The 20932-nt window shown below is 66.2% G+C and carries 23 protein-coding genes; 7 read left to right on the top strand and 16 right to left on the bottom strand.

Annotated elements, in window-relative coordinates; all coding sequences use genetic code 11:
* Positions 1 to 35 precede the first annotated feature (35 nt).
* The gene (locus ACVN9Z_RS04425; protein ID WP_458213164.1) at positions 36 to 638 is read left to right on the top strand and encodes a hypothetical protein; all 603 of its coding nucleotides are present in this window, start codon (positions 36 to 38) and stop codon (positions 636 to 638) included.
* A gap of 70 nt (positions 639 to 708) precedes the next feature.
* On the opposite strand, the gene ACVN9Z_RS04430 is transcribed toward ACVN9Z_RS04425, so the two are convergent.
* Positions 709 to 1032, bottom strand: coding sequence for a YXWGXW repeat-containing protein (locus tag ACVN9Z_RS04430; RefSeq protein WP_006385708.1), 324 nt, complete (start codon positions 1030 to 1032; stop codon positions 709 to 711).
* A gap of 291 nt (positions 1033 to 1323) precedes the next feature.
* Here ACVN9Z_RS04430 and ACVN9Z_RS04435 point away from each other — a divergent pair, with 291 nt between their 5' ends.
* The 5 genes from ACVN9Z_RS04435 to ACVN9Z_RS04455 all read left to right on the top strand — a co-directional run bounded on the left by ACVN9Z_RS04435 (position 1324) and on the right by ACVN9Z_RS04455 (position 6213).
* Positions 1324 to 2340, top strand: coding sequence for an amino acid ABC transporter substrate-binding protein (locus ACVN9Z_RS04435; protein WP_238877558.1), 1017 nt, complete (start codon positions 1324 to 1326; stop codon positions 2338 to 2340).
* A 199-nt stretch (positions 2341 to 2539) separates the two neighbouring features.
* Positions 2540 to 2821 carry a peptidylprolyl isomerase gene (locus ACVN9Z_RS04440; protein WP_006385706.1) on the top strand — a complete coding sequence of 94 codons (282 nt, stop codon included), beginning with the start codon at positions 2540 to 2542 and terminating at the stop codon, positions 2819 to 2821.
* 355 nt (positions 2822 to 3176) lie between these two features.
* Complete coding sequence (locus ACVN9Z_RS04445; protein WP_024070524.1) at positions 3177 to 4112, top strand: beta-keto acid cleavage family enzyme; 936 nt, start codon at positions 3177 to 3179, stop codon at positions 4110 to 4112.
* A gap of 52 nt (positions 4113 to 4164) precedes the next feature.
* Positions 4165 to 5364: an ABC transporter substrate-binding protein gene (locus ACVN9Z_RS04450; RefSeq protein WP_070668607.1), complete on the top strand. Its 1200-nt coding sequence runs from the start codon at positions 4165 to 4167 to the stop codon at positions 5362 to 5364.
* A gap of 30 nt (positions 5365 to 5394) precedes the next feature.
* The gene (locus ACVN9Z_RS04455; protein ID WP_006385703.1) at positions 5395 to 6213 is read left to right on the top strand and encodes an SDR family oxidoreductase; all 819 of its coding nucleotides are present in this window, start codon (positions 5395 to 5397) and stop codon (positions 6211 to 6213) included.
* Positions 6214 to 6231: 18 nt separating this feature from the next.
* On the opposite strand, the gene ACVN9Z_RS04460 is transcribed toward ACVN9Z_RS04455, so the two are convergent.
* The 15 genes from ACVN9Z_RS04460 to ACVN9Z_RS04530 form a co-directional block, all read right to left on the bottom strand.
* The gene (locus tag ACVN9Z_RS04460; RefSeq protein ID WP_458213165.1) at positions 6232 to 7161 is read right to left on the bottom strand and encodes a LysR family transcriptional regulator; all 930 of its coding nucleotides are present in this window, start codon (positions 7159 to 7161) and stop codon (positions 6232 to 6234) included.
* Positions 7162 to 7302: 141 nt separating this feature from the next.
* Entirely contained in the window at positions 7303 to 7899 is a 597-nt protein-coding gene (locus ACVN9Z_RS04465; protein ID WP_006385701.1) for a tail assembly protein, read from the bottom strand.
* Positions 7896 to 8132 carry a hypothetical protein gene (locus ACVN9Z_RS04470; RefSeq protein ID WP_458213166.1) on the bottom strand — a complete coding sequence of 79 codons (237 nt, stop codon included), beginning with the start codon at positions 8130 to 8132 and terminating at the stop codon, positions 7896 to 7898. Before ACVN9Z_RS04470 ends, ACVN9Z_RS04465 begins: the two co-directional genes overlap by 4 nt.
* A complete protein-coding gene (locus tag ACVN9Z_RS04475) occupies positions 8113 to 8484 on the bottom strand; it encodes a hypothetical protein (RefSeq protein ID WP_458213167.1) in 372 nt (123 codons plus the stop codon). The genes ACVN9Z_RS04470 and ACVN9Z_RS04475 overlap by 20 nt, the downstream gene beginning before the upstream one ends.
* Before the next feature lie 5 nt (positions 8485 to 8489).
* A complete protein-coding gene (locus ACVN9Z_RS04480; protein WP_204371389.1) occupies positions 8490 to 12122 on the bottom strand; it encodes a TipJ family phage tail tip protein in 3633 nt (1210 codons plus the stop codon).
* Positions 12119 to 12724 carry a tail assembly protein gene (locus tag ACVN9Z_RS04485; RefSeq protein WP_241076464.1) on the bottom strand — a complete coding sequence of 202 codons (606 nt, stop codon included), beginning with the start codon at positions 12722 to 12724 and terminating at the stop codon, positions 12119 to 12121. Before ACVN9Z_RS04485 ends, ACVN9Z_RS04480 begins: the two co-directional genes overlap by 4 nt.
* Entirely contained in the window at positions 12721 to 13500 is a 780-nt protein-coding gene (locus tag ACVN9Z_RS04490; RefSeq protein ID WP_054482521.1) for a C40 family peptidase, read from the bottom strand. The genes ACVN9Z_RS04485 and ACVN9Z_RS04490 overlap by 4 nt, the downstream gene beginning before the upstream one ends.
* 2 nt (positions 13501 to 13502) lie before the next feature.
* Entirely contained in the window at positions 13503 to 14231 is a 729-nt protein-coding gene (locus tag ACVN9Z_RS04495; RefSeq protein ID WP_054448638.1) for a phage minor tail protein L, read from the bottom strand.
* Positions 14232 to 14233: 2 nt separating this feature from the next.
* Positions 14234 to 16195: a pyocin knob domain-containing S74 family peptidase gene (locus ACVN9Z_RS04500; protein ID WP_458213168.1), complete on the bottom strand. Its 1962-nt coding sequence runs from the start codon at positions 16193 to 16195 to the stop codon at positions 14234 to 14236.
* Complete coding sequence (locus ACVN9Z_RS04505) at positions 16192 to 16530, bottom strand: phage tail protein (protein ID WP_024070534.1); 339 nt, start codon at positions 16528 to 16530, stop codon at positions 16192 to 16194. Before ACVN9Z_RS04505 ends, ACVN9Z_RS04500 begins: the two co-directional genes overlap by 4 nt.
* Positions 16531 to 16532: 2 nt before the next feature.
* Positions 16533 to 17819, bottom strand: a complete 1287-nt coding sequence (locus tag ACVN9Z_RS04510; RefSeq protein WP_458213169.1) for a phage tail tape measure protein — start codon at positions 17817 to 17819, stop codon at positions 16533 to 16535.
* Between the two features lie 57 nt (positions 17820 to 17876).
* Positions 17877 to 18167: a phage tail assembly protein T gene (locus ACVN9Z_RS04515; protein ID WP_006385691.1), complete on the bottom strand. Its 291-nt coding sequence runs from the start codon at positions 18165 to 18167 to the stop codon at positions 17877 to 17879.
* Positions 18167 to 18640 (bottom strand): phage tail assembly chaperone, encoded by a 474-nt coding sequence (locus ACVN9Z_RS04520; protein WP_006385690.1) that lies wholly within the window; start codon positions 18638 to 18640, stop codon positions 18167 to 18169. The genes ACVN9Z_RS04515 and ACVN9Z_RS04520 overlap by 1 nt, the downstream gene beginning before the upstream one ends.
* A gap of 5 nt (positions 18641 to 18645) precedes the next feature.
* Positions 18646 to 19113 (bottom strand): phage tail tube protein, encoded by a 468-nt coding sequence (locus ACVN9Z_RS04525; protein WP_006385689.1) that lies wholly within the window; start codon positions 19111 to 19113, stop codon positions 18646 to 18648.
* Between the two features lie 249 nt (positions 19114 to 19362).
* Positions 19363 to 19956 carry a hypothetical protein gene (locus ACVN9Z_RS04530; protein WP_020926155.1) on the bottom strand — a complete coding sequence of 198 codons (594 nt, stop codon included), beginning with the start codon at positions 19954 to 19956 and terminating at the stop codon, positions 19363 to 19365.
* Positions 19957 to 20228: 272 nt separating this feature from the next.
* Here ACVN9Z_RS04530 and ACVN9Z_RS04535 point away from each other — a divergent pair, with 272 nt between their 5' ends.
* Positions 20229 to 20924, top strand: coding sequence for an XRE family transcriptional regulator (locus ACVN9Z_RS04535; RefSeq protein WP_053497387.1), 696 nt, complete (start codon positions 20229 to 20231; stop codon positions 20922 to 20924).
* Positions 20925 to 20932: the final 8 nt, after the last annotated feature.

Below are 20932 nucleotides of genomic sequence, written 5' to 3' on the forward strand. Positions count from 1 at the left end.
CGCCTGGGCGCGTTGCCTACACGGAGGATCCCACCTTGCAGACCGCCTTCAAACTCGTTGCCGTGAGCAGCATCGCCCTCGCCCTGGCGGCGTGCGGCAGCGCCAAGGACGCCAACAAGAGCAACTTCAGCAAAGCCATCCAGGCCTACCTGGATACGCAGAACGGCATCTGCGCCAATCTCCCCGCGCGCGAACTGCCCTTCAGGCTGGAAAACCAGGACATGCTGGGCCAAGGCCGCAAAGCCCGCGCGGACGCGCTTGCCGATGCCGGCCTGCTCAGCAAGCACGATACGGAACTCAAGGCGCTGTTCGGCGGCACCGTGCCCGGCACCGAATACGAGGTCACCGAATTGGGCAGGAAGTACCTTGGCGAGCGCCACAAGTTTGCCTTCTGCACGGGCTCGTACACCGTGGTCGACGTGGACAACTTCACCGAGCCCAGCGACATGATGGGCATGAAGGTCTCGCAGGTGAACTTCCACTACAAGGCGAAAGACACGGCCGACTGGATCAAGAACGACAAAGTGCGAGCCGCATACACGAACGTGGCGGAAGAAGCGAAGGGCGACATCCGTGGCCACGCGGGGCTGGTGCTGACCAACGACGGCTGGCTGCACGAACGCCTGTTCAAGCGCTGAAGCGCAAGAGGGCCGCCCGCGTCGGGAAGGCCGCCCCTTACGCCACTGCCCCCTCACGCCGGACGCACTCTCAATGCCGCCCCCAGCGCCCCTCGTAGTACACCCAATGTCCATGCCGCTGGCGCCACTCCGGCCCGTGATACACGTAGCCAGGCCGGGCCGGCATCCACACGCCACCAATCCAGGCGTGGCGGCCGCCGACCCACTCCCAATGACCCGGCGCCCAGACGTAGCCCACGCGTGGCGGGGGCAGCACTTCCACGCGCGGCGGCGGCGGCGCCACGTCGATGCTGATGGCCACGCCGGCCCGCGCCACACCCGGGACGCTCAACGCCCCCAGGGACAGGACCACCACGGCGCCCGCAGCCATCGCGGCTTTGGCAAGATTCTTCATGATGCATTTCCCTCGCAGTCGCGCCCGCCGATGCGGACGCGGTAAGGCGAGTGTGCGCGCAGGAAATTATCGAAAGGGTTACGCGCCGGGGGCAGACGGTTTCAGTGGATTTCGCGCGGTGAGACGCGCCACGGGACCTGCGGCCCACCGATCTGGCCCCGGTAAATTCCGCCCAGTGGATTTAAGGGGAATTCCCCGATTCTCCGCCCCGGGTCCGGCCGATACCATTCGCCGAATTTCCGCCGGCCGGCGGACACGAATCAATAAGTTGCGCGCCCGCGCGGAGACACCATGAAAGCACTGACTACCGTCGCGGCAGGCGCCGCGCTCCTTCTCTCGGCGTGGGGCGCCAGCGCGGGCGTGACGTTCGAGAGCGTCAAGAACAAGGGCTTCGTGCAGTGCGGCGTGTCCACGGGCGTGGCCGGCTTCTCGGTCAACGACAGCAAGGGCGGCTGGATGGGCCTGGACGTGGACTTGTGCCGCGCGCTGGCCGTGACCATGTTCGGCGATGCGTCCAAGGCCAAGATCATGGCGGTCAGCGCGGTGCAGCGCTTCACCGCCCTGCAGTCCGGCGAAGTCGACGTCCTGCCGCGCAACACCACGCTGTCCCTGACGCGCGACACTACCCTGGGCCTGATCGGCGTGGGCGTGAACTACTACGACAGCCAGGGCATCATGGTGAACAAGTCGCTCAACGTGAAAAGCGCCAAGGAACTGGACGGCGCCACGGTCTGCGTGCAGCCCGGCACGACCACGGAATTGAACCTGTCGGACTGGTTCCGCTCGCAGAACATCGCCTTCAAGCCCGTGGTGGTCGAGCGCCTGGACGAGATCATCCGCGCCTTCGCGGTGGGCCGCTGCGATGCGTTCACCGGTGACAAATCGCAACTGGCCGCGGCCCGCACCAACCTGGAGAATCCCGAGAAGTACGACATCCTGCCGGAGAACTTCTCCAAGGAACCCCTCGGCCCCATGGTGCGCCAGGGCGACGAGCAGTGGTTCAACGTGGTGCGCTGGACCATGTTCGCGATGCTGGAGGCCGAGGAATACGGCGTCACCTCGAAGAACGTGGACGAGATGCTCAAGAGCACCAACCCCAACGTGCAGCGCCTGCTGGGCGTGACGCCGGGCATGGGCAAGAACCTGGGCGTGGATGACAAGTGGGCCTACAACGTCATCAAGCAGATCGGCAATTACGGCGAGAGCTTCGAGAAGAACCTCGGGGCCACCAGCCCGATGAAGCTGTCGCGGGGGTTGAATGCGTCGTATCGGAATGGCGGGTTGATGTATGGGTGGCCGGTGCGGTAAGACGGCCATCCAGCAGGACCAACGGGCGCGCGATGCGCCCGTTTTCTTGTGCGCCTTGCTGCCATCCATTCCAAGATGTAAGCGCGGTCCCGCCAGGCACCGGCCGCGTTCCCAACCCCGTTTATGATGGAGCGGTATCGAGTCCGCCCAAATGCGTTACTCTCCCCTCCCCGATCATTCCCCAGCAAGGAGCCACTACATGGCACAAGCCTCCGCCCGTCACATCCTGGTTTCGACCGAAGCCAAGGCCAACGAACTGAAGACCGCCATCGAGAACGGCGCCGACTTCGCGCAACTGGCCAAGGAAAACTCCAGCTGCCCGTCCAGCCGCGATGGCGGCAACCTGGGCACGTTCGGCCCGGGCCAGATGGTCAAGGAATTCGATACCGTGGTGTTCAGCGCCCCGGTTGGTGAAGTCCAGGGTCCGGTGAAGACCCAATTCGGCTATCACCTGGTCGAAGTCACCAGCCGCAAGGACTGATTCCGCCACGTCAAGTTGCGAGGCCGCCGCCGGGCATGTCCGGCGGCGGCTTTTTTATTGCCCGCGACCGACGCGGGGAGCGTCGGGCTGCACGCCGTCCCCCGGCCGCAATGCATATCCCCAGCCCAGGCTGATGACGTCGTTCCAGTTGTTCTGGAACGTAGTCCCAACCGGAAATGCCATGCGCCGGCAAGAGGCCGGGACGGTCGCGGTGGACCGTGCGCTGCGCCGCAGCACCGGATTTCCTATCAATTGATAATTTCTGTTCAGGTGACAGCCCTGCGGGGGTACGACAGAATGGCCTGCACCCGGAGGAGACAACCGGGGCCCCAAAAAACCGCGAGGTGCCAGGCCCATGAAGCCGTCCCGAAACAAAGTCATCATCACCTGCGCCATCACCGGCTCGGTCCACACGCCGTCGATGTCGCCCCACCTTCCCGTCACCCCGGACCAGATCGCCCAGGCGGCGATCGAAGCCGCCCAGGCGGGCGCGGCCATCGTGCATCTGCATGCGCGCCAGCCCGACACCGGGCAACCTACCCAGGACCCTGCGCTATATGCCCAGTTCCTGCCGCGCATCAAGGAAGCGTCGGACGTGGTGATCAACATCACCACGGGCGGATCGCCGATCCTGCCGCTGGCGGACCGCATGGCGCCGGCGCTGCGCTTCAAGCCGGAGGTGGCTTCGCTGAACATGGGGTCGATGAACTTCGGAATGTACGAGCTGCTGGAGCGCTTCAAGGCGTTCGAGCACGCCTGGGAACGCCCCTATCTCGAAGGCAGCAACGACCTGATCTTCAAGAACACCTTCAAGGATATCGAGCGCATCCTGGCATCCTGCGGCGACAACGGCACGCGCTTCGAGATCGAATGCTATGACATCGGCCATCTCTACACCGCCGCGCATTTCGTGGATCGCAAGCTGCTCAAGCCGCCCTTCCTTATCCAGTCGGTCTTTGGCATTCGTGGCGGCATTGGCACGCACCCCGAAGACGTGATGATGATGAAGCGCACCGCCGACCGGCTGTTCGGCGCCGACTACACCTGGTCGGTGCTGGCCGCCGGGCGCAAGCAGACGCCGCTGGCAACGATGGCGGCGACGATGGGCGGCAACGTGCGCGTGGGCCTGGAGGATTCGCTGTGGGACGGGCCGGGCGAACTGGCGCGGTCCAACGCCGACCAGGTGCGGCGCATCCGCCGCATCCTGGAAGATCTGTCGCTGCAGGTCGCCACGCCCGACGAGGCGCGCGCGACCCTGCAACTGAAGGGCGGGCACGACGTCGCCTTCTGAGCGGCGGCGGGGCGTCCATATCAACAAGATCCGCGGGATCGAGGAGACACACATGAAAAAAACACTGTGCGCGGCCGCGCTGGCCGCCGCGCTGGGATGGACGGGCGCGGCGCAGGCCGATGATGGGGTGATCCGCATCGGCTTCATCACCGATATGTCGGGCCTGTCGGCCGACGCCGACGGCCCGGGCGGCGCCGAGGCCATCAAGATGGCGGTGGCGGACCTGGGCGGCGTGGTGGCGGGCAAGAAGGTCGAGGTTCTGGTGGCCGACCACCAGAACCGCGCCGACATCGCTTCGTCGCGGGCCCGCGAATGGCTCGACCAGAAAGGCGTGAACATGCTGATCGCCGGCGCGAATTCGGCAGCGGCGCTGGCCATGGCCAAGGTGGCCGAGGAAAAGAAGACGCCGTTCTTCGTGGTCAGCGCCGGCGCCTCGGAACTGACCAATTCCCAATGCACCCCGTACACCGTGCACTATGCCTATGACACGGTGTCCCTGGCCCGGGGCACGGCCCGCGCCATGCTCAAGGAAGGCAACAAGGACTGGTTCTTCCTGACGGTGGACCACGCTTTCGGCCAGGCGCTGGAGCGCGACGCCTCGGCGGTGGTGCAGGCCGACGGCGGCCAGGTCAAGGGGCGCGTGCGCCACCCGCTGAACACCGCGGATTTCTCCTCGTTCATCCTGCAGGCGCAGGCCTCTGGCGCGTCGGTGCTGGGCCTGGCCAATTCTGCCAGCGACACGAGCAACGCGGTCAAGGCCGCGGCCGAATTCGGGTTGACGCCGAAGATGAAGATCGCCGGCCTGCTGGTGCTGATCACCGACATCCATGCGCTTGGCCTGCCGGCGGCGCAGGGCATGTACCTGACCACCGCCTGGTACTGGGACCAGGACGACGCCTCGCGGCAATGGGCCGCGCGCTTCGAGGAGAAGATGAAGAAGAAACCATCGATGCTGCAGGCGGGCGACTACTCGGCCGCCACGACCTACCTGAAGGCGGTGGCCGCCACCGGCAGCACCGACGGCGACACGGTGATGAAGTGGCTCAAGGCCAATCCGGTGAACGACTTCTTCGTCAAGGATGGCAGGATCCGCGCCGACGGCCTGATGGTGCACGACATGTTCCTGATGCAGGTGAAAACCCCGGCGGAATCGAAGGGGCCTTGGGACTACTACAAGCTGGTGGCGCGCGCGCCGGGCGACCAGATCTACACCTCGCCGGCGGAATCGACCTGCCGATTGATGAAGCCCTGATCCCGCGCCCCACTCCCGCAAGGAATCCGCATGACCACGAAGAACCCCATTCCCGGCGATATCGCCGCCCTGCCCGTCGACCTGACCGGCCAGCGCGTGATCGTGACGGCGGGCGCGGCCGGCATCGGCGCGGCCATCGCCGGCGCCTTCGCCGCGCGTGGCGCCCAGGTCCATATCTGCGATGTGGACGAACGCGCGCTGGCGGCCTGCCCGCATCCCTGGTCGCGCGCCGACGTCAGCCAGCGCGACCAGATCGACCGCTACATGCAGGAAGCGTTGGCGCGGCTGGGCGGGCTGGACGTGCTGGTGAACAACGCCGGCATCGCCGGGCCGACCGCCGGTATCGCCGACATTGCGCCGCAGGAGCTGGACGCGACGCTGGACATCAACCTGGCGTCGCAATTCCATACCGTGCGCCACGCGCTGCCGGCCTTGCGCCAGGCCGGCGGCGGCAGCATCATCAATATCAGCTCGGTGGCCGGCCGCATGGGCGTGCCGATGCGCACGCCCTACGCGGCCACGAAATGGGGCGTGGTGGGATTGACGCGATCGCTGGCTGTGGAACTGGGTGGCTACGGCATCCGGGTAAACGCGCTGCTGCCCGGACTGGTGGCGGGGCCGCGGATCGACCGGGTGATCGAGGCGCGCGCCCGCAACATGGGCGTGACGGTGGCCGAGGAAACCCGGCTGGAACTGGCCGGTGTCAGCCTGGGGCAGTTCGTGCGGGCGGCCGACATCGCCAACATGGCGCTGTTCCTGGCCAGCCCGTTCGGCGCGATGGTCAGCGGCCAGGCCATCAGCATCGATGGCGACCTGCAGTCGCTGCCCTGGCAGCCGCCGGCGGATTGACACGCGACCGCCGGCGACTCATGCGAGCAGCTGGATGGTATGCGCATAGACGCCGTGCCGACGATCCTCGGCCGCGGCGCGCAACGCGTCCAGCAGGCGCTCCGCCAGATCCTGGCTGGCGGATTCCTTGCGCGTGATCAGCACGAAATCGAACCACTGGCGCGACGCCAGCGGCAGCGCCACCAGTTCGGGATAGGCCGGCACGATGTCGGCGGCCGACAAGGCGTTGACCATGCTGATGCCGCGCACCGCCCTGACGGTGCCCGGCAGCAGCGACATGTGGGCCTGCATGCCCGAACGCAGTTGCAGCGACTCGGCGATATCGCCTTGCGGCATGACGTAGTCGGACCACAGCGGCTGCACGTAGCTGTCGGGCCGGATGTCGCCGACCGCGACCGCCTCCTGGCGCGCCAGGGGATGGTCGCGATGGACGATGGCCATGACTTCCGTGCGCAGGAATGGCAGGAAGGCAAGGCGGGCGCTATCGCGCGACACGGCGCCAAGGCCGAAATCGGCGCGCATGGTCTCCACGGCGCCGATGACCTGCACCGAGGATTCCAGGTCGATCGAGAACGGCCGGGTGCCGTTGGCATCGAGGTAGCGCCGCACCGCATCGGGCGCGTACGCCAGCGCCAGCGCCGGCGATGCCGCGATCCGCAGGTTGCGGCCACCGAATTGCTCGATACTGTGCAATGCCTCGTCGATGCGGACCAGCTCGTCCAGGACGTGCTTGGCCTCGCTGTAGAGATACTGCCCGGCTTCGGTCGGGCGCAGAGTCTTGTGGGACCGGTCGAACAACTGCACGCCGGTGGCCTGTTCCAGGCGCGAGATCGCGTGGCTGACGGCCGGCTGCGTCAGGTGCATGGCCTGCGCGGCCTGGCGGGTGGATCCGGTCATGACCACCGTGTAGAAAATGCGCAGGTCGTGGATATTGAAGTTGCGCTTCATGCGGCGTCGCGGCTCCCCCGATTGGATATGGCCGGCGCGGCCCTGCTCGCGCCGGTTCCTGATTCTAGGTCGAGTCGGCGCCAAATGCAGGCAGAGCGGATGGGAACCGCGTCCGACATGGGGACGCCCGCCCGCCGCTTCTCACACCTGGTCCTCCGAGTAGATCCCCGCCGAGATGGTGGCGCTGCCGACGAACAGCTCGCCGTACAGCACCGGCACCGGATTGCCCTGCGCGGTGGTGTTGACCGGACCATTGAAGTTGTAGGACGCGCCATTGTTCGGGCCGTCCTTGACGCTCAGGGCGCGTTGCTGCGGCGTCAGCAGCTGGACCACGCCGCCCAGGGTCATGGCCACCCCCATGGTCATCAGCGACGTGCTGGCGCCCGCCCAAAGCGCCACGTTGACGCCGGGGATGAAGGACGCCACGATCATCGCCACGCCCACCACCACCTGCATCAGGCCGCCCCGCTTGGCGCCGGTGGGCATGGGCGCGATGCGGATGTCCTCGTTGCCGGCGGGTCGGCCGAGCTCCGCTTCGGCCAGGTTGCGGCGGCCGATGAAGCAGGCATAGCGCACGCCCCGGGATTCGCTGTCGAGCAGGCGGGTTTCAAAGCCGGGCAGCAGCGCGCACAGGGCGCGCACCGCTTCCGCGGTGCTGGAGACGGCCAGCCGATGCAGCCGGCCGAATTCCGCGCCCAGCCTGCCATAGAGGCGGATGGTTGTCAGGGATTGGGTCATGTCGGATTCCTCGCGAGCTCCGCGCCGCCCCCGGCATCGACGCTGGCGGGTTTGGGGTAGCGTTGTTTGACGCCCTGGCATTGCGCCACCCATTGCGCCACCGGCTCGGGCAAGGCCTGCCCCGAGGATTGCAGGTGCGCGGCGAACTTCATGATCGCGTCGAGCTGGTCGCCGATGGCGGGATAGGCGCGCGCGCGTAGCGGCGCGTAGGGTTCATAGTGGCGGATTTTCAACGGTGAACTCCTTGTTCAGATAGGGCCAGGCTTCGACGGTGACGTGATAAGTCCCCGGCTGATCGAATGCGAGCTCGGCGGTGGTGTCGTTGCAGGGGTACGCGATAGATCCGATCTTGATGGTGCAAGGGATCGGGAGCGCCGAAAGGGTATGCCGCGCCAGGATGGCGGGGGATTCCGGCCGGGAAACGAGGGCGTTTTCCCGCACATACTGGGACTCCGGGTTTCCCTCCCCGTCGACAAAGGGATGGCCGGTGACCTGCGCCGTGGCGTCCACGCTCTCGCGCGGCCCGCGCATGACACCGATGATCCGACCCGTCGGATCGTAGAACGATGCGGTATGCATGTTCATGCTTCTCACCTCTTCACCATGAGTGCAACGATACGGATCGTCGCCTGATTGCTTTCTGAACTCGACGAGTTGACTGTTATCGTCGTATTTCCCACCCCGGCGTTGCCCACCGCCACCGCGGTCAAAGGCAGACTCGTGTACTCCAGGGGCTGGGTACCTTCCCCACTGCCGCTCTGCCAGACGGTGTGCGAGCCCGCCGCCGCCTCCACCAACGCGCCGTTCACGTAGATCCGCAAAGTCGACGCGCGCCCGGCATAGCCGGACCGGTATGCAATCACGACGACCGGTCCCGCCACATTGCTGTTGATGACGACGGTTCCTGCGGTATTTCCCGCCCACGACGTGGGAATCGTCACCGCGTTGCCCGCGATCGACAGCGTATCGACCTGCGCATCACGGATATGCGCCCGCGAGATGTACGCCGTACCCAGGTTCGCCAGCTTGGCCGTCAACGCATTCGCCTCCAGGCGATCCACGTTGATATACCCCGCGTCGATCTTGCCCGCATCCAGGCTGCGGATCATCGCGTTGGTGATGCGCCCGGTGCCGATCACCGCGTCATTGATGAAGGTCTGCCCGTTCTCGATGACGAACGGCGTGGTGGTCGCGCCGTTGGCCAGGTTCAGCAAGGCCAGCCGGTCCGCCAGGAAGTACACCGAGGTCTGCACCTGGCCGTCGGGCTGGGTGTACGCGCCCAGCGACATGCCGGCGGCGTAGACCTTGTTGTCCTGCGTGACCTGGGCTTTCACGCTCCAGGTGGCCTTGAGCTTGCCGTCCAGCCCGACCAGCGCCGTACGCGCTTGCTCGACACCCGCGGCGGCGCCGTTGGCGGTCGCCAGCACGGTGTCGACGCGCGAGGACAACGCCCCGTCCCCGTCGGCCCGCTTGGTCTCCTCGGCGGTGATGGCCGCGCGCGTTTCGTCCAGGCCGGTCGTCAGGCCGTCGATGGTGCCGACGAGATCCTTGGCCAGTTCGTCGCGGCTGATCTTGCCGTTCAGGTACTCCAGGATCTCGCTCGCTTCCCAGCTGGATTCGCCCATCACGCCCTGATCGGCCGGATACCAGGCGCCGATCTCGCCGTTCAGGGCGACGATGCGGCCCCAGAAGTAGAAGCGCTTGCCGGCCGACAGGCCCATCAGCGTATGCGCGCTTTGCGGGAAGGCGAAGTCGCCCAGCTTGATGGCGCTGGCGCGGTCGTTGGAGGCGCTGTACCAGATCTCGGTGCGCTGCGCGGTGAAGCGGCCTTCCGGGAAGGCCCAGCGCAGCTCGATGCCGAACACCAGGGATTTGGCGGCCAGCAGGGCCAGCGCGGGCGGCGGCGCGATATCGCCCTCCAGCGTCGTTTCGGTCGAATTGACCCACACCGACGAGATGTCCGACACGTTGATGGCACGCACCCGCGCCACGTAGGCGCCGGCCCGGATATCCGGTAGCTCCAGCGTCAATGCGCCCGTGCGGCCCGCCTCGACCCAGTCGGAATTGTCGCGCCGCCATTGCACCTGGTAGGCCACGGCCGAGGGCGCGGCGTCCCAGCTGATGACGCCCACGTGGCGCGCGATGCCCTGGTCGATCACCGAGCGCGACGCCAGGCGGATGTTGCCCGGCGCCGGTTGCACCGAGGGCGGCACCACCGTGATCGGCTTGGGATCCAGCCGGGTGCCGAAGTCCACGTTGTCGAACTTGCCGGGTTCGTGCTGGACCGCCGAGATCTCGGCCACCAGCCCTTCCTTGCGCTTGACGCTCAGCACGCGGAAGGTCTGCGCCGACAGGGCTTCGGATTCCAGCGTCCAGACGCATTCGGCCTCCGGGGCCTGCGAGAACGGCGTGGTCACCGTGATGTGCAGCACGGTGCCGGGCAGGCCGACCAGGTCGGCCGTCAGCTCGGTGGAATCCACCGTGAAGGCGACGTTGTCCACCGTCAGGCCGGTGCCCACCGCGGCCGCCACCACGCGCGTTTCCGACAGGCCATTGGGCAGGTTGACGGTCAGGCGGTCGCCCGGGCGCACCCCCAGCTCCGCGTCCACCGTGATCTTGCTGACGGTGCCTTCGCGGATGCGGCCGCCGATGCGCCGTCCCGCCAGATGCTGATCCGCCACGCGGATGACACTGCCGGGGCGCACGCGGCAGGCGTCCAGGCCCACCGAGAACGTGACCGAACGCGTTTCCAGGTTGGACGTCAGCAGCATCCACTTGCCGATCCGGTGCGCCTGGCCCCGCGAGGTGCAGCCAAAGCCGGTCACCTCGACCTGCTGGATGCCGTAGCGCGCGATGCCTTCACGGTTTTCGACGTACTCGACCTTCTGGCGGCCCATCTCGGACATATCGCTCCAGGAGACCAATGCCACGGTGTAGCGCGTGGTCAACGCCGAGCCGGCGTAGCTGAACCTGCCATCGACCACGTTGGCCGACGAGAAGGTGTAGACCGGATCGCCCGGCATGTCGGCGGACGCGAACACGGCGGCATTGGCCCAATAGGCCATGCCGCGGAAGATGGAAGCGAAGTCCTGCACCACGCGATAGGCATCGGCCGCCTGCTGCAGGTAGACGTTGCAGGTGAAGCGCGGTTCCTTGCCGCCAAAGCCATCGTCGACCATCTCGTCGCAATAGCGGCCGATCTGGTACAGGCCCCACTTGTCCAGCCAGCCCGCCGGCACGCGGGTTCCCAGGCCATAGCGGTCGTTGCTGACCAGGTCGTAGAAGATCCAGGCGGGGTTGTTGGTCCAGGCCAGCTTGAAGGTGCCGTCCCATACGCCGTCGTAGCTGCGCAGATCCGGGTGATAGTTGGACGGCACGCGGATGATGCGGCCGCGCACGTGGTAAGCCCGGGTGGGAATGCTCTGGAACTGCGACGCGTCGATCTTGATGCCCACCAGCGCGGACATCGGATAGCGCAGCTTGGCATCGATGATCTCGGTGACCGTATCCACCACGGTGCGATCGGAGATGGTATTGCTGTTGGCATTGGGCGTGATCCGGCGCACGCGCAGGGTCCAGCCCTGGCGCGCGCGCGGCAGGTCGATGCGATGCGAGCGGGTGTAGCGCTGCGTGGTCTTGCCGTCGAAGGCGGTCGACAGCACCACCTGGTAGCCGGCGCCATCGGTGTTCAGCTCGATCACGTACTCGACGCGGTAGCCGTTGATGTCGCCATTCTTGGTGTCGGCGCGGCTCAGTCCTTCCACGGCCAGCGTCACGCGCACCGCCGACGCCTGCAGATTGGTGAACAGGCGCGTCCACGGCTGGCTCGACTTGAGCTCGGCATTGATGCCGATGGTGCTTTCCGAGGCGGGAAAACCGGGCAGCGGATCCTGCCACTGCGTGCCGGTGCGAAAGTCGATCGACGCGCCGCTGAAGTTCAACGAGCCGTCCTCGTTGGCCACGGGCGTGCCGTTCAGGTAGACGTCGCGCAGCGCGTTGTCCATGCCGTGCACGGGGCCGTAGATCTCGCCTTCGCCCAGCAGGTCGATGACGCGCGCATAGGCGGTGCTGTGCAGGCTGTCGGGAGATTCCACGGGCGTGCGTCCCCCGCCGCCGCCCTTGCCCTTGTGGCCAACCAGCGCCGGATTCCCGGCGTGGCGCCCGCCCCCCAAAGCAAAGGCGCCCGCGGGCGCCTTGTTCCTGTTGCGATGTCGTTGTTTCATACGTGGTCTTCCGAATAGATGCCTGCGGAGATCGTGGCGCTGCCGACGAACATTTCCCCATACAGCAAAGGCACGGGGTTTCCCTGCGCAGTGGTGTTCACGGGTCCGTTGAAGTTATAGGACGCGCCGTTGTCGGGCCGGTCCTTGGCGCTGAGCAGCCGCTGCTGGGGCGACAGCATCTGGGCCACGCCGCTCAGCATCATGGACAATCCCATGGTGGCCGTGGCCTGCACCATCCCCCCTGCCTGGAACGCGGCCGCCACGCCACCGCTGTAGATCGCCGCGGCGGCGATCAGCACCGCGCCCAGCATGGTCTGGAACAGCCCGCCGTTCTTGGCGCCCGCCAGCATCGGCGCGATGCGGATGACATCCGCGCCCACCGGGTGCCGCAACTCGTCTTGCGACAGATTGCGGCGACCGGCGAAGCAGGCGAAGCGCACCCCGCGTCGTTCACTGGCCAGCAAGGCCGGCTCGAAGTCCGGCAACAGGGCGCACAACGCCCGCACCGCCTCGGCCGGGCTGGCCACGGCCAGGCGATGTTCGCGGCCAAAACGCTTGCCCAGCCAGCCATACAGGCGGACCAGGCGTACCTTGTCGTTCATGTCCTTTCTCCATAACGCAGCACCAGGCGGGTGGCTTCGCGCCAGAAACCGCCGTACACGACCCGTTCGGAGTCACGTCCATACAGGTGATGCAACATTGCGTCGGGCAGCGGGAACAAGTCCGGCGCCTCGCGCAGCGGCTCCGGGCCGATGAAGACGCCGGCGTGATTGGCGCGGTCCGACCGTACCTGCATCACCACAACGTCGCCGGGCGCCATGGTTTCGTGCGGCGCCAGGGGCCGGAATCCCGCCTCGGCGTAGTGATCCATGTACAGATCGCCCGCACGGCCAGGCTGCCACCAGCCGTCTTCGCGGGCGAAATCCGGCAGCCGGATCCCGCGTTCGCGCGCATACCAGTCGCGCACCAGCGAATAGCAATCGAGCACGCCATGCGCGAACTGGCGGCCCAGCAGCGGCGCCTGGAAGCCTTCGGGCGTGAAGCCGCGGATCTCTCCCGCCTTGACCTTTCCATCCAGGTCCTTCTCCACCGCCACGATGTACCAGGGCAGGCCGGACGCCTCGCAGGCCACCCGGTCGGCCTCGCTGGGCACGGCGGGCGCGTCCGGATGCGAATGCACCACCGCCACGATCCGGCCGCTTTCCTCGGCCGCCGCGTAGTCCTGCGCCGACATGACGAAGTGCTCTTCGCTGGCGGCCGTATTGCGGCACGGCACATACCATTCACGGCGGCCGGCCTTGAGCACCAGGCCGCAGCATTCCTGCGGATACGTCGCCACGCCATGGTCGCGGATGGCTTGCATCGTGCGCTTGAGCATGCCTACCCCCTTACCAGGTCGGCGGACGGGAAGCCGCCGAAGTTGATGACTTCGTACTCGCCGAAGCGCTTCTTGCAGTCGGACATCAACCCCGAGCAGCGGTCCAGCGTGGGATCGGTGACCGGCTTGCCGTCCAGGTCGAACATGCGGCTGCCGGTATAACCGCAATAGGGGCCGCGATAGCCGCCCTTGCGCAGCCACGAACACACGCCGGCGATGATCGGGCGGTCGGGCAGCTTCTGGCCGTTGAAGTCCAGGGCGCTGGAGAGCGAGAACTCCACCACCTGCGCGGTCTCCACGGTCTTCTGCTGCACGATCCAGACTTCGGGCGGCAGTTCTTCCTGGGGATCGGCAGTGGGGTTGCCTTCGGCAAAGTTCACCGCGTCCAGGTATTTGCCCAGCGTGCGGCGCACGACCACGCGCGCGCCCACCAGGTCATCCAGGTGGATGCAGAGGGCGGAGATGACGCCGGGCAGAGGGTCGCCTTTTTCGTCCTGGCCGATGTTGCCCACCCGCAACGTGGGCGAAGGCTGCTGGCCCTCGCCCACCTGCTCGAAGCCCTCGGCCTGGATCGACCACGGATCGTATTGCCTGCCCTGCCAGTGGATGGCCCCGACCTGCATGTAGCCATGGAAGCGCTGTACGGCGCCGCCGATCTCGCTGGCATCCAGCTCGAACAACTCGACCAGCGCGCCGGGCTCCAGTTTCTGTATATCTGCGGTTATCGGCATTCCTATGCCTCCATTTTCGTGAGCGCTTTCACACGTTCTTCGAGCGCATTGATCCGCATGTCGGCATGCTGAAGCGCGGCAATCAGGTCCGGGACGATCTTGGAGTAATCCACCTGCTGGTAGGCGGGAACGGACTCCTCCATGCCCGGCATCTTGATCATTTCGTCCTTGGTGCCGGTCACCGCATGAGGAATGAGCGCCTGCAATTCGTGGGCGATCGCGCCGCGGTACCGGATGCCGGCGTCGGCCATGCTGTAATCGACGACCCGCACGCCCATGACGCGGTTGTAGCTTTCGGCGATCGGCGTTGCGGCGACATCATGTTTGAGTCGATAGTCGGACGCCGTGTTGTATTGCGTGATCGAATCGGTTACCTGAATCGACCCCACAAGGCTATTGGCGCTGTTCATGAAGCCCACCGCCACCGTGGTGCCCGCGTTGCGGGGCTTGAATATCAAGCCGTACTCATAATTGGCGCCCAGGTAATTGATCGTCGCGATGTGGGTATACGGCGGCGGCGTCAGCAGATCCGGGCCGAAAACCCAGCGCGACCCGATGATGCGGCCACGTTCGATATCATCGGTAATGAATCTGACGGGCATGGGACCTCCCCACCCGTTTTTCGTCGTCCCCAACGTGGCCACCCCGGTGCCGCAGGCCATGATCATGGTGGGGGAATTGGGATCGGCGTACGGCGTGGCCCGGAAGATCGCGCCCTTGCCATTGTTGCCGGCCACGGTGAAAAAGCAGTTCTCGTCTATCAACGAACGGATCAACGGCCCATTGGCATAGTCCTGCGTGCTGCGGTCCTGCCATATATGAGCGACAGGCGGAGAGAACCGTACATAGCCGCCTTGCGCCTGCGACCAGCGACGCCATCCGGAGCCTTCAAACCAGACGTCGCCACAATCCTCGCTCGCGAGATCGGCGGCATCCGAAATGGCTCCGACGTATCGCCATCGCGTCCATCCCCCCGTAGCGGTTCCGTCGCCCGCGGGGACGAACTGCCTCGAGAATTCCGGTCCGCTCGCGTCTGCTTTCAGGGCGCCGTAGCGCAGACGTTGCATCACCACGCCGGACAGATCGAGGACACTCACCTCGCCACATTGGCGCAGGGCCTGCAACTTGGGATAGTTGGCGCCATTCTCGAGCGTGTAGGCAGTGCGCCACAGGAAAGCGCCAGAGGACTTCATCGAATTGAAATCCACACCGGTTCCCGTGATGTCCTGCACCGTTCCCGCCTCGCGCCAAGGAGTCCAGGCGTTTTGCGACAGAAGGGTACGAAAATACAACCGGGGTGAAGCTTCGCGCGAACTGAGCGTCTGGACCGCCGCGTCGCCCGCCGCTTCGACCAGCAGGAAGGCGGGAGCATTCAATCCGGCAGGAAGATTCGACACGCCCGCGGACGAGGACAGGAAAACCTCCACTGGCTGCTTGTACTCGTTCAAATCGACGTTGCCTTGGACGACCACACACTTGCGCTTGGGACGGTACTCATCCGGCACGGCACCATCGGCGCCGAGGGGCGCCACCCCTTCCGGTTTGCCTTTGTCGCTGCGAGGAAGCGCGGCGTCCGCCGTACCCTGCGCCCGATCCGCCGCATCGGCGGCGGCCTGCGCGGACCGCTGCGCTTGCGATGCCGCGGCGCCCGCAGAATCTGCGCTGGCCTGGGCATGCAGGGCCTTGGCGTCCGCTTCATCGGCGGCCTGTCGCGCTTGCCTGGCAGCCGCATCGGCCGTGTCCCCGGTTCGCTGGGCCGCCACAGCCTTGCCATCAGCGACATCAGCGGCCTTGCCAGCGTCCGCGGCTTTCAATTCGGCGATCGCGGCCGCCGTTGCATTGGCGACCGTACGCCGGTCCAGTTCAGCGATGTTCGCGTTGACCTTATCGAATGCGGATCGCAGTTGATCGCCGGTTTGGTCGTTGGGCGCCGCGCCAATGTTGATCTGCTTTATTGCCGTCATGGTTTGAACACCTGATCCATCGTGAACGACAAGGCGAACATGTCGCCCTCCATGGCGCGCAAGCGCACTTCGCGCGCCTTGTAGTACCCCTGCTCCCCCATCGGCGGTGTCCAGAAGAAAGCGCGGTAGCCCGCATGGCGCTTTACGAATTCGAGAATGGGCCGGACATACGCCTCCCTGCCGACGAACTCCAGCGGCCAGGATTGCGTCGCCGCATGAATGCCATCGGCCGCTTCCTGCTCGTAGCCGTCGCCGAACTGCACGCGCAGGGTCCGGTCCTTGAGCGTGCCGACGGGATTAGGCCGAGGCGACCAGTTGAAGACTTCGATTGCCATGCTCATGCCCCCGCTAAACGGTTGTTGTTGGCTTGCCACGCCAGGCCACCCTGGCGATACGATTGCGACATGCGGCGATCGACCAGTTGCGTGACGTATTCGCCGATCTGCTGGCCGAACTGCTGCCAGCCGCCCTCCCCGGATTCGCTGGAGGCACTGACGTTGCCGTCCTGCACGTAGACGTTGACGGCCACGCCGCCCGCGACGGGGTTGGTATCGCCGCCAACGTTCGAGAAGGCCGCGCGAATGCCGAGCGAACCGTCGGCGCCGCGATGCAGCGGCATGATGGCCTCGGGCCCGGCCTCGCCCATGACGCCCATGGGGAAGGCGACGGGACTCGTGACCATGCCGTTGGTGAAGGCGTTGCCCTTGGCGCTGGGGAAGAATGACAGCGCCGTTCCGCCGGAGACGAAGCTGCTGCCAACGGAAATCCCCCCGCCGCCGCTGAACAGGTCTGAGAGGAACGATCCGGCTTTCCCGATCCATCCCCCCACGCCGCCCTTGCCCTCCATGAAGCTATTGCCCAGCAGGGTTTCCATCAATTTGGCGGACGCCGCCGAGGTCACCATCTTTGCCACGTTGTTCAGGAACGACAGGCCCAGCTTGTCGAACTTGTCCGCGACGAAGTCGTACATCTTCGTGCCCAGGATGTCCTGGATCTTGCTTGCGCCGTTACGCGCCGATTCGAGCAGCTTGTCGTTCACGTCCAGCATGAAATCGCCGTCCCGCTTCACCAGACCGAGACCGCGTCTTGCCGTGTCGTACTTGTCCTGGCTCAGCGTGCCATCGCTCAAGGCCTGATCGAGCGCCTCCTGCTTTTGACGCTTTTCTTCGTTGGCGGCCGCGTCGGGATTCGCCAGGCTCTGGATATACGCGCTCATCTTCATCTGCGCGCGCAACTTGTCCAACCGCGACGCGCCAGCCAGCAAGCTGACCTTGTCGTCATCGCTCTCGCCCGAGAATCTGCCGATCTCGGTTTCCACCCGCATTCGTCCAACTTCCGAGTCCACGCCCAGCAGCGCGCCGGTCTTGCGCATGTCCGCCAGCGTCTGCTCGACGGCTTCCGACCGGATAGCGCGGGCGTTGCGATCCAGCGCCTGCGTCGCCTTGGCCTTTTCAGCCGTTCCCAACCTGGTGACGGCGGTGTTCTTGGCGCCTGCCGTCGCGGTCTTCGCGAGTTCGCTGCCGCGCGCCTTCAGCGCCGTGCAATTCCGGTTGATTTCGGTGGTCTGCTGCTTCAACGCCGCAGTTTCCGCGGCGATCTGCGCCGCGGTCTGTATGGTTGTCATGGTCCTTTACCTCTCATAGATCCGCCTCCGGCCCGCTTGCGCGGGCCGGACACGTCGTCAAGACCCCTTCCCGGCCTTCGACAGCAGGAACGCCTTCAACGCGTCCGCCCCCGCCTCGGCGGGAGGTTCCTCGTCGTGCGCGCCCCAACGCACCAGCATGTCCGTGGCGCGCACCTTGGCGCCGGCGGCCTGCGCCACCGTGGCGGCGAGGCTGGCGGCAAGCAGGTCGGCCCGCTCGTCTCCCAGGGGAGAGGTGCGGTCCAGTTCGCGCCACAAGGACAATTCATGGGTGTCGATGCTGTCCATCAACTCGCCCAGCGTGCGTCCCAGCCGAAGAGCCAGGACCATCAGGAAACGGAGGTCTGGCGTTTCCTGGAGGGCTTTTTTGCGCGCTCCTGCGCACCCTCCCCGAGGTTGCCCAGCTCGATTGCCCTGGCCACCAGCGTGGCGTGGGCCGGCCCGTAGGCCGCCGCCACCATGTCGACGTCGTCATCGCTGAAGACGCGCCGCGGGCCATGCTCGGTCTGCTCGAACAGCGTGCGCACCAGCAGGCTGGCCGAGGCGCGGGTGTAGTCCACGCCCGGCGCGTCCAGCTTGGCGCGCACGGTCTCGTTGTCCTCGCCCGGCACCACGCCCGCGGCCGCCCAGATGGCGCGGATGTGAAACAGGTGATCGCCGGCGCTGGGCGCGCGCACGATGACGCGCGCGTCCTGCCATTGCGGCACGCTGAGGGTTTCATGCGCGAAGCCGGCCAGCGGATCGGCCGCCAGGCCGCGCACGCCCGCCGCGCGAGCCGGGGAATTGATCGACGTGTCCGTCATGGCGCTCAGCCCCCGTTGGCGGGTGCGTCGGTCATCTTGACGGCGCCGGTCACGCGCACGTTGAACGTGGCGGACACGACGTTGTCCAGCTGGCCTTGCCATTGGTATTGCGTCACCAGGCCGAGGAACTCGAACTTGGCGCCGTCGGCGAAGGTCACGCGGAAGGCGCGGGTCTTCTTGTCGCTGCGCGCGGCCACCAGCGCTTTCTGCGCCGGGTCGCCGGCCTTCCAGTTGCCGGCCATGCTGAAGGTGCCGCTGTCGTCCAGGCCCAGGGCGTATTCCTTGGCGGTCGACTTGAGCACGGTGACGTCGATCTCGGTGGTCTGGCCGCCCTGGAAGTTCGGGTCCTTGATGGTGATGGCCAGATCGGCATAAGCCAGGCCAGCCGCGCCCAGGTCCTCGGTGGCCGTGGTCGACACTTCCAGTTGCGTGCCCTGGGTTTGAACGAATTGCGAAACGGTAGTACCTGCCATTGCAGACTCCAAAAAAAAGCCCGCCAATGGCGGGCAATTGCGGACGCCCGGCAAACCGGGACGGCCACGAAAAAGCCCCGCGGCGAATGCCGCGGGGCTGGATCGGTCTGTCGGGAACGGCATGGCGAACCACGCGGCATGCGTGTTGCGCGATGCCCGTTCCGACGGCTCTCATAAAAAAACCCGCTGGCGCCTTTGGGCGTTCAGCGGGTCTGGCTGGTTCGGGCGCAACTTGCCCCGACGAATCAATTATGCGGAAGCACCGCGCGCGCCGCAAGGTTTGGCGCGATCCGCGTGTCGCACTTGCGGCGCCGTCACCAGCGCGCGGCGGCGCAGCGCGGGCAGCAATGCGGCCTTGGCCTCCTGGTAGGCGGCGTGCTGCTGCTCGGGCGTCAGCCGCGGGTTGCTGAAGACGCGCGCGCCGGCCGCCTTGTTGCCGGCATGCACGCCGATCGCCGAGCGCTGCTGCCACGGCAGCTCGTCAATACACAATTCGGTCTGCTCGCCGCGCGTGGCGGCCAGGCGCGCGTCGACATCCTCGTCGTCATAGGCTTCGTCGGACGTCATGCCGCGCGCGAACGCCGCCACCCTGCCCACGCCCAGGTGCGGCCGATAGCCGCGGCTCCAGTGATACCACTCCATGATCAGCGCTTCGACCTGATCCGATTCCTCTCGTGTCATGTTCTGCCCCTTCTGGTGCTGGCCGCGCGCGCCCTCCTGGCGGCTGGCGGCCGCCGCTGCCGGCCGCGCGGAAAGCGAGCGCGCGATGGCCGCGCCCGCCTGCGATGCCGCGGCGATCCAGTCTTGCGGCGCCCGCAGCGCCATGTTTCCTGCCTGATTCATTTGCCGCTCCTTGGCGTTGGGTTCGATGGTGGCGCCCGTCGTCAACACGAGGGGCCGGATGGGTGCCGTGGCGGCACCGCGACGTTGGACGGGCGATGCCGCCGTCCGGATGGGTTGCCGGGAGAAGCGATCAAGTAGCGATACGCTACCCACGCTTCCGTCTGATAACAACACACGTTTTAGGTGATCCATGAGTAGAATTCTACAAATGTATAATCGTCATTTCAACACTTGTTGTTGCACAATTTTCCACAACTGTTTAGCGTCCTATCATGGCTCTCGGAAAACAAATCAGGCACTATCGCGCCGCGCTCGGCCTCACCCTCGAACAACTCGAAGCGCGCACCGGTGTGGGCGTGGGCACCATCGCCGCCCTTGAAGGGCGCGACAGCGAACGCTCCAAGTACGCCTCGCGCCTGGCGGCGGGGCTGGGGCTGACGCTGGAACAACTGCTGGACGAATCCGCGCAATATCCGCCGGACGTCGTGCTGGCCGATACCGGCGGGGCGTCGCGCGCGGACGACGGCGCGGCTGGCGACCTGCGCATTCCGCGCTTCGACACGGGCGGCGCCATGGGCGCGGGGGTGGAACTGCGCGACCAGCCTGGCGTGATCCAGAGCCTGCGCGTCAGCCAGGAATGGCTACACAAGAACCTGCGGCACTACACCGCCGCCGCCAACCTGTGCGTGGTGACCGGTTTTGGCGACAGCATGCGGCCCATGTACAACCCCGGCGATCCCCTGCTGGTGGACCTGGGCGTGGTCAAGGCCGACGTGGATGGCGTGTTCTTCTTTCGCGTCGGCAACGAAGGCTTCATCAAGCGCCTGCAACGCATTCCCAGCGCCCGCGGCCTGCTGATCCGCGCGAAATCCGAGAACACCAAATACGATGCCTGGGACATCACCGAAGACATGGACCTGCAGATTTTCGGGCGCGTGCTGAAGGTCTGGCGCAGCGAGGATCTGTGACGCGCCGC

It is taken from the genome of Achromobacter sp. KK8, from assembly GCF_054188005.1.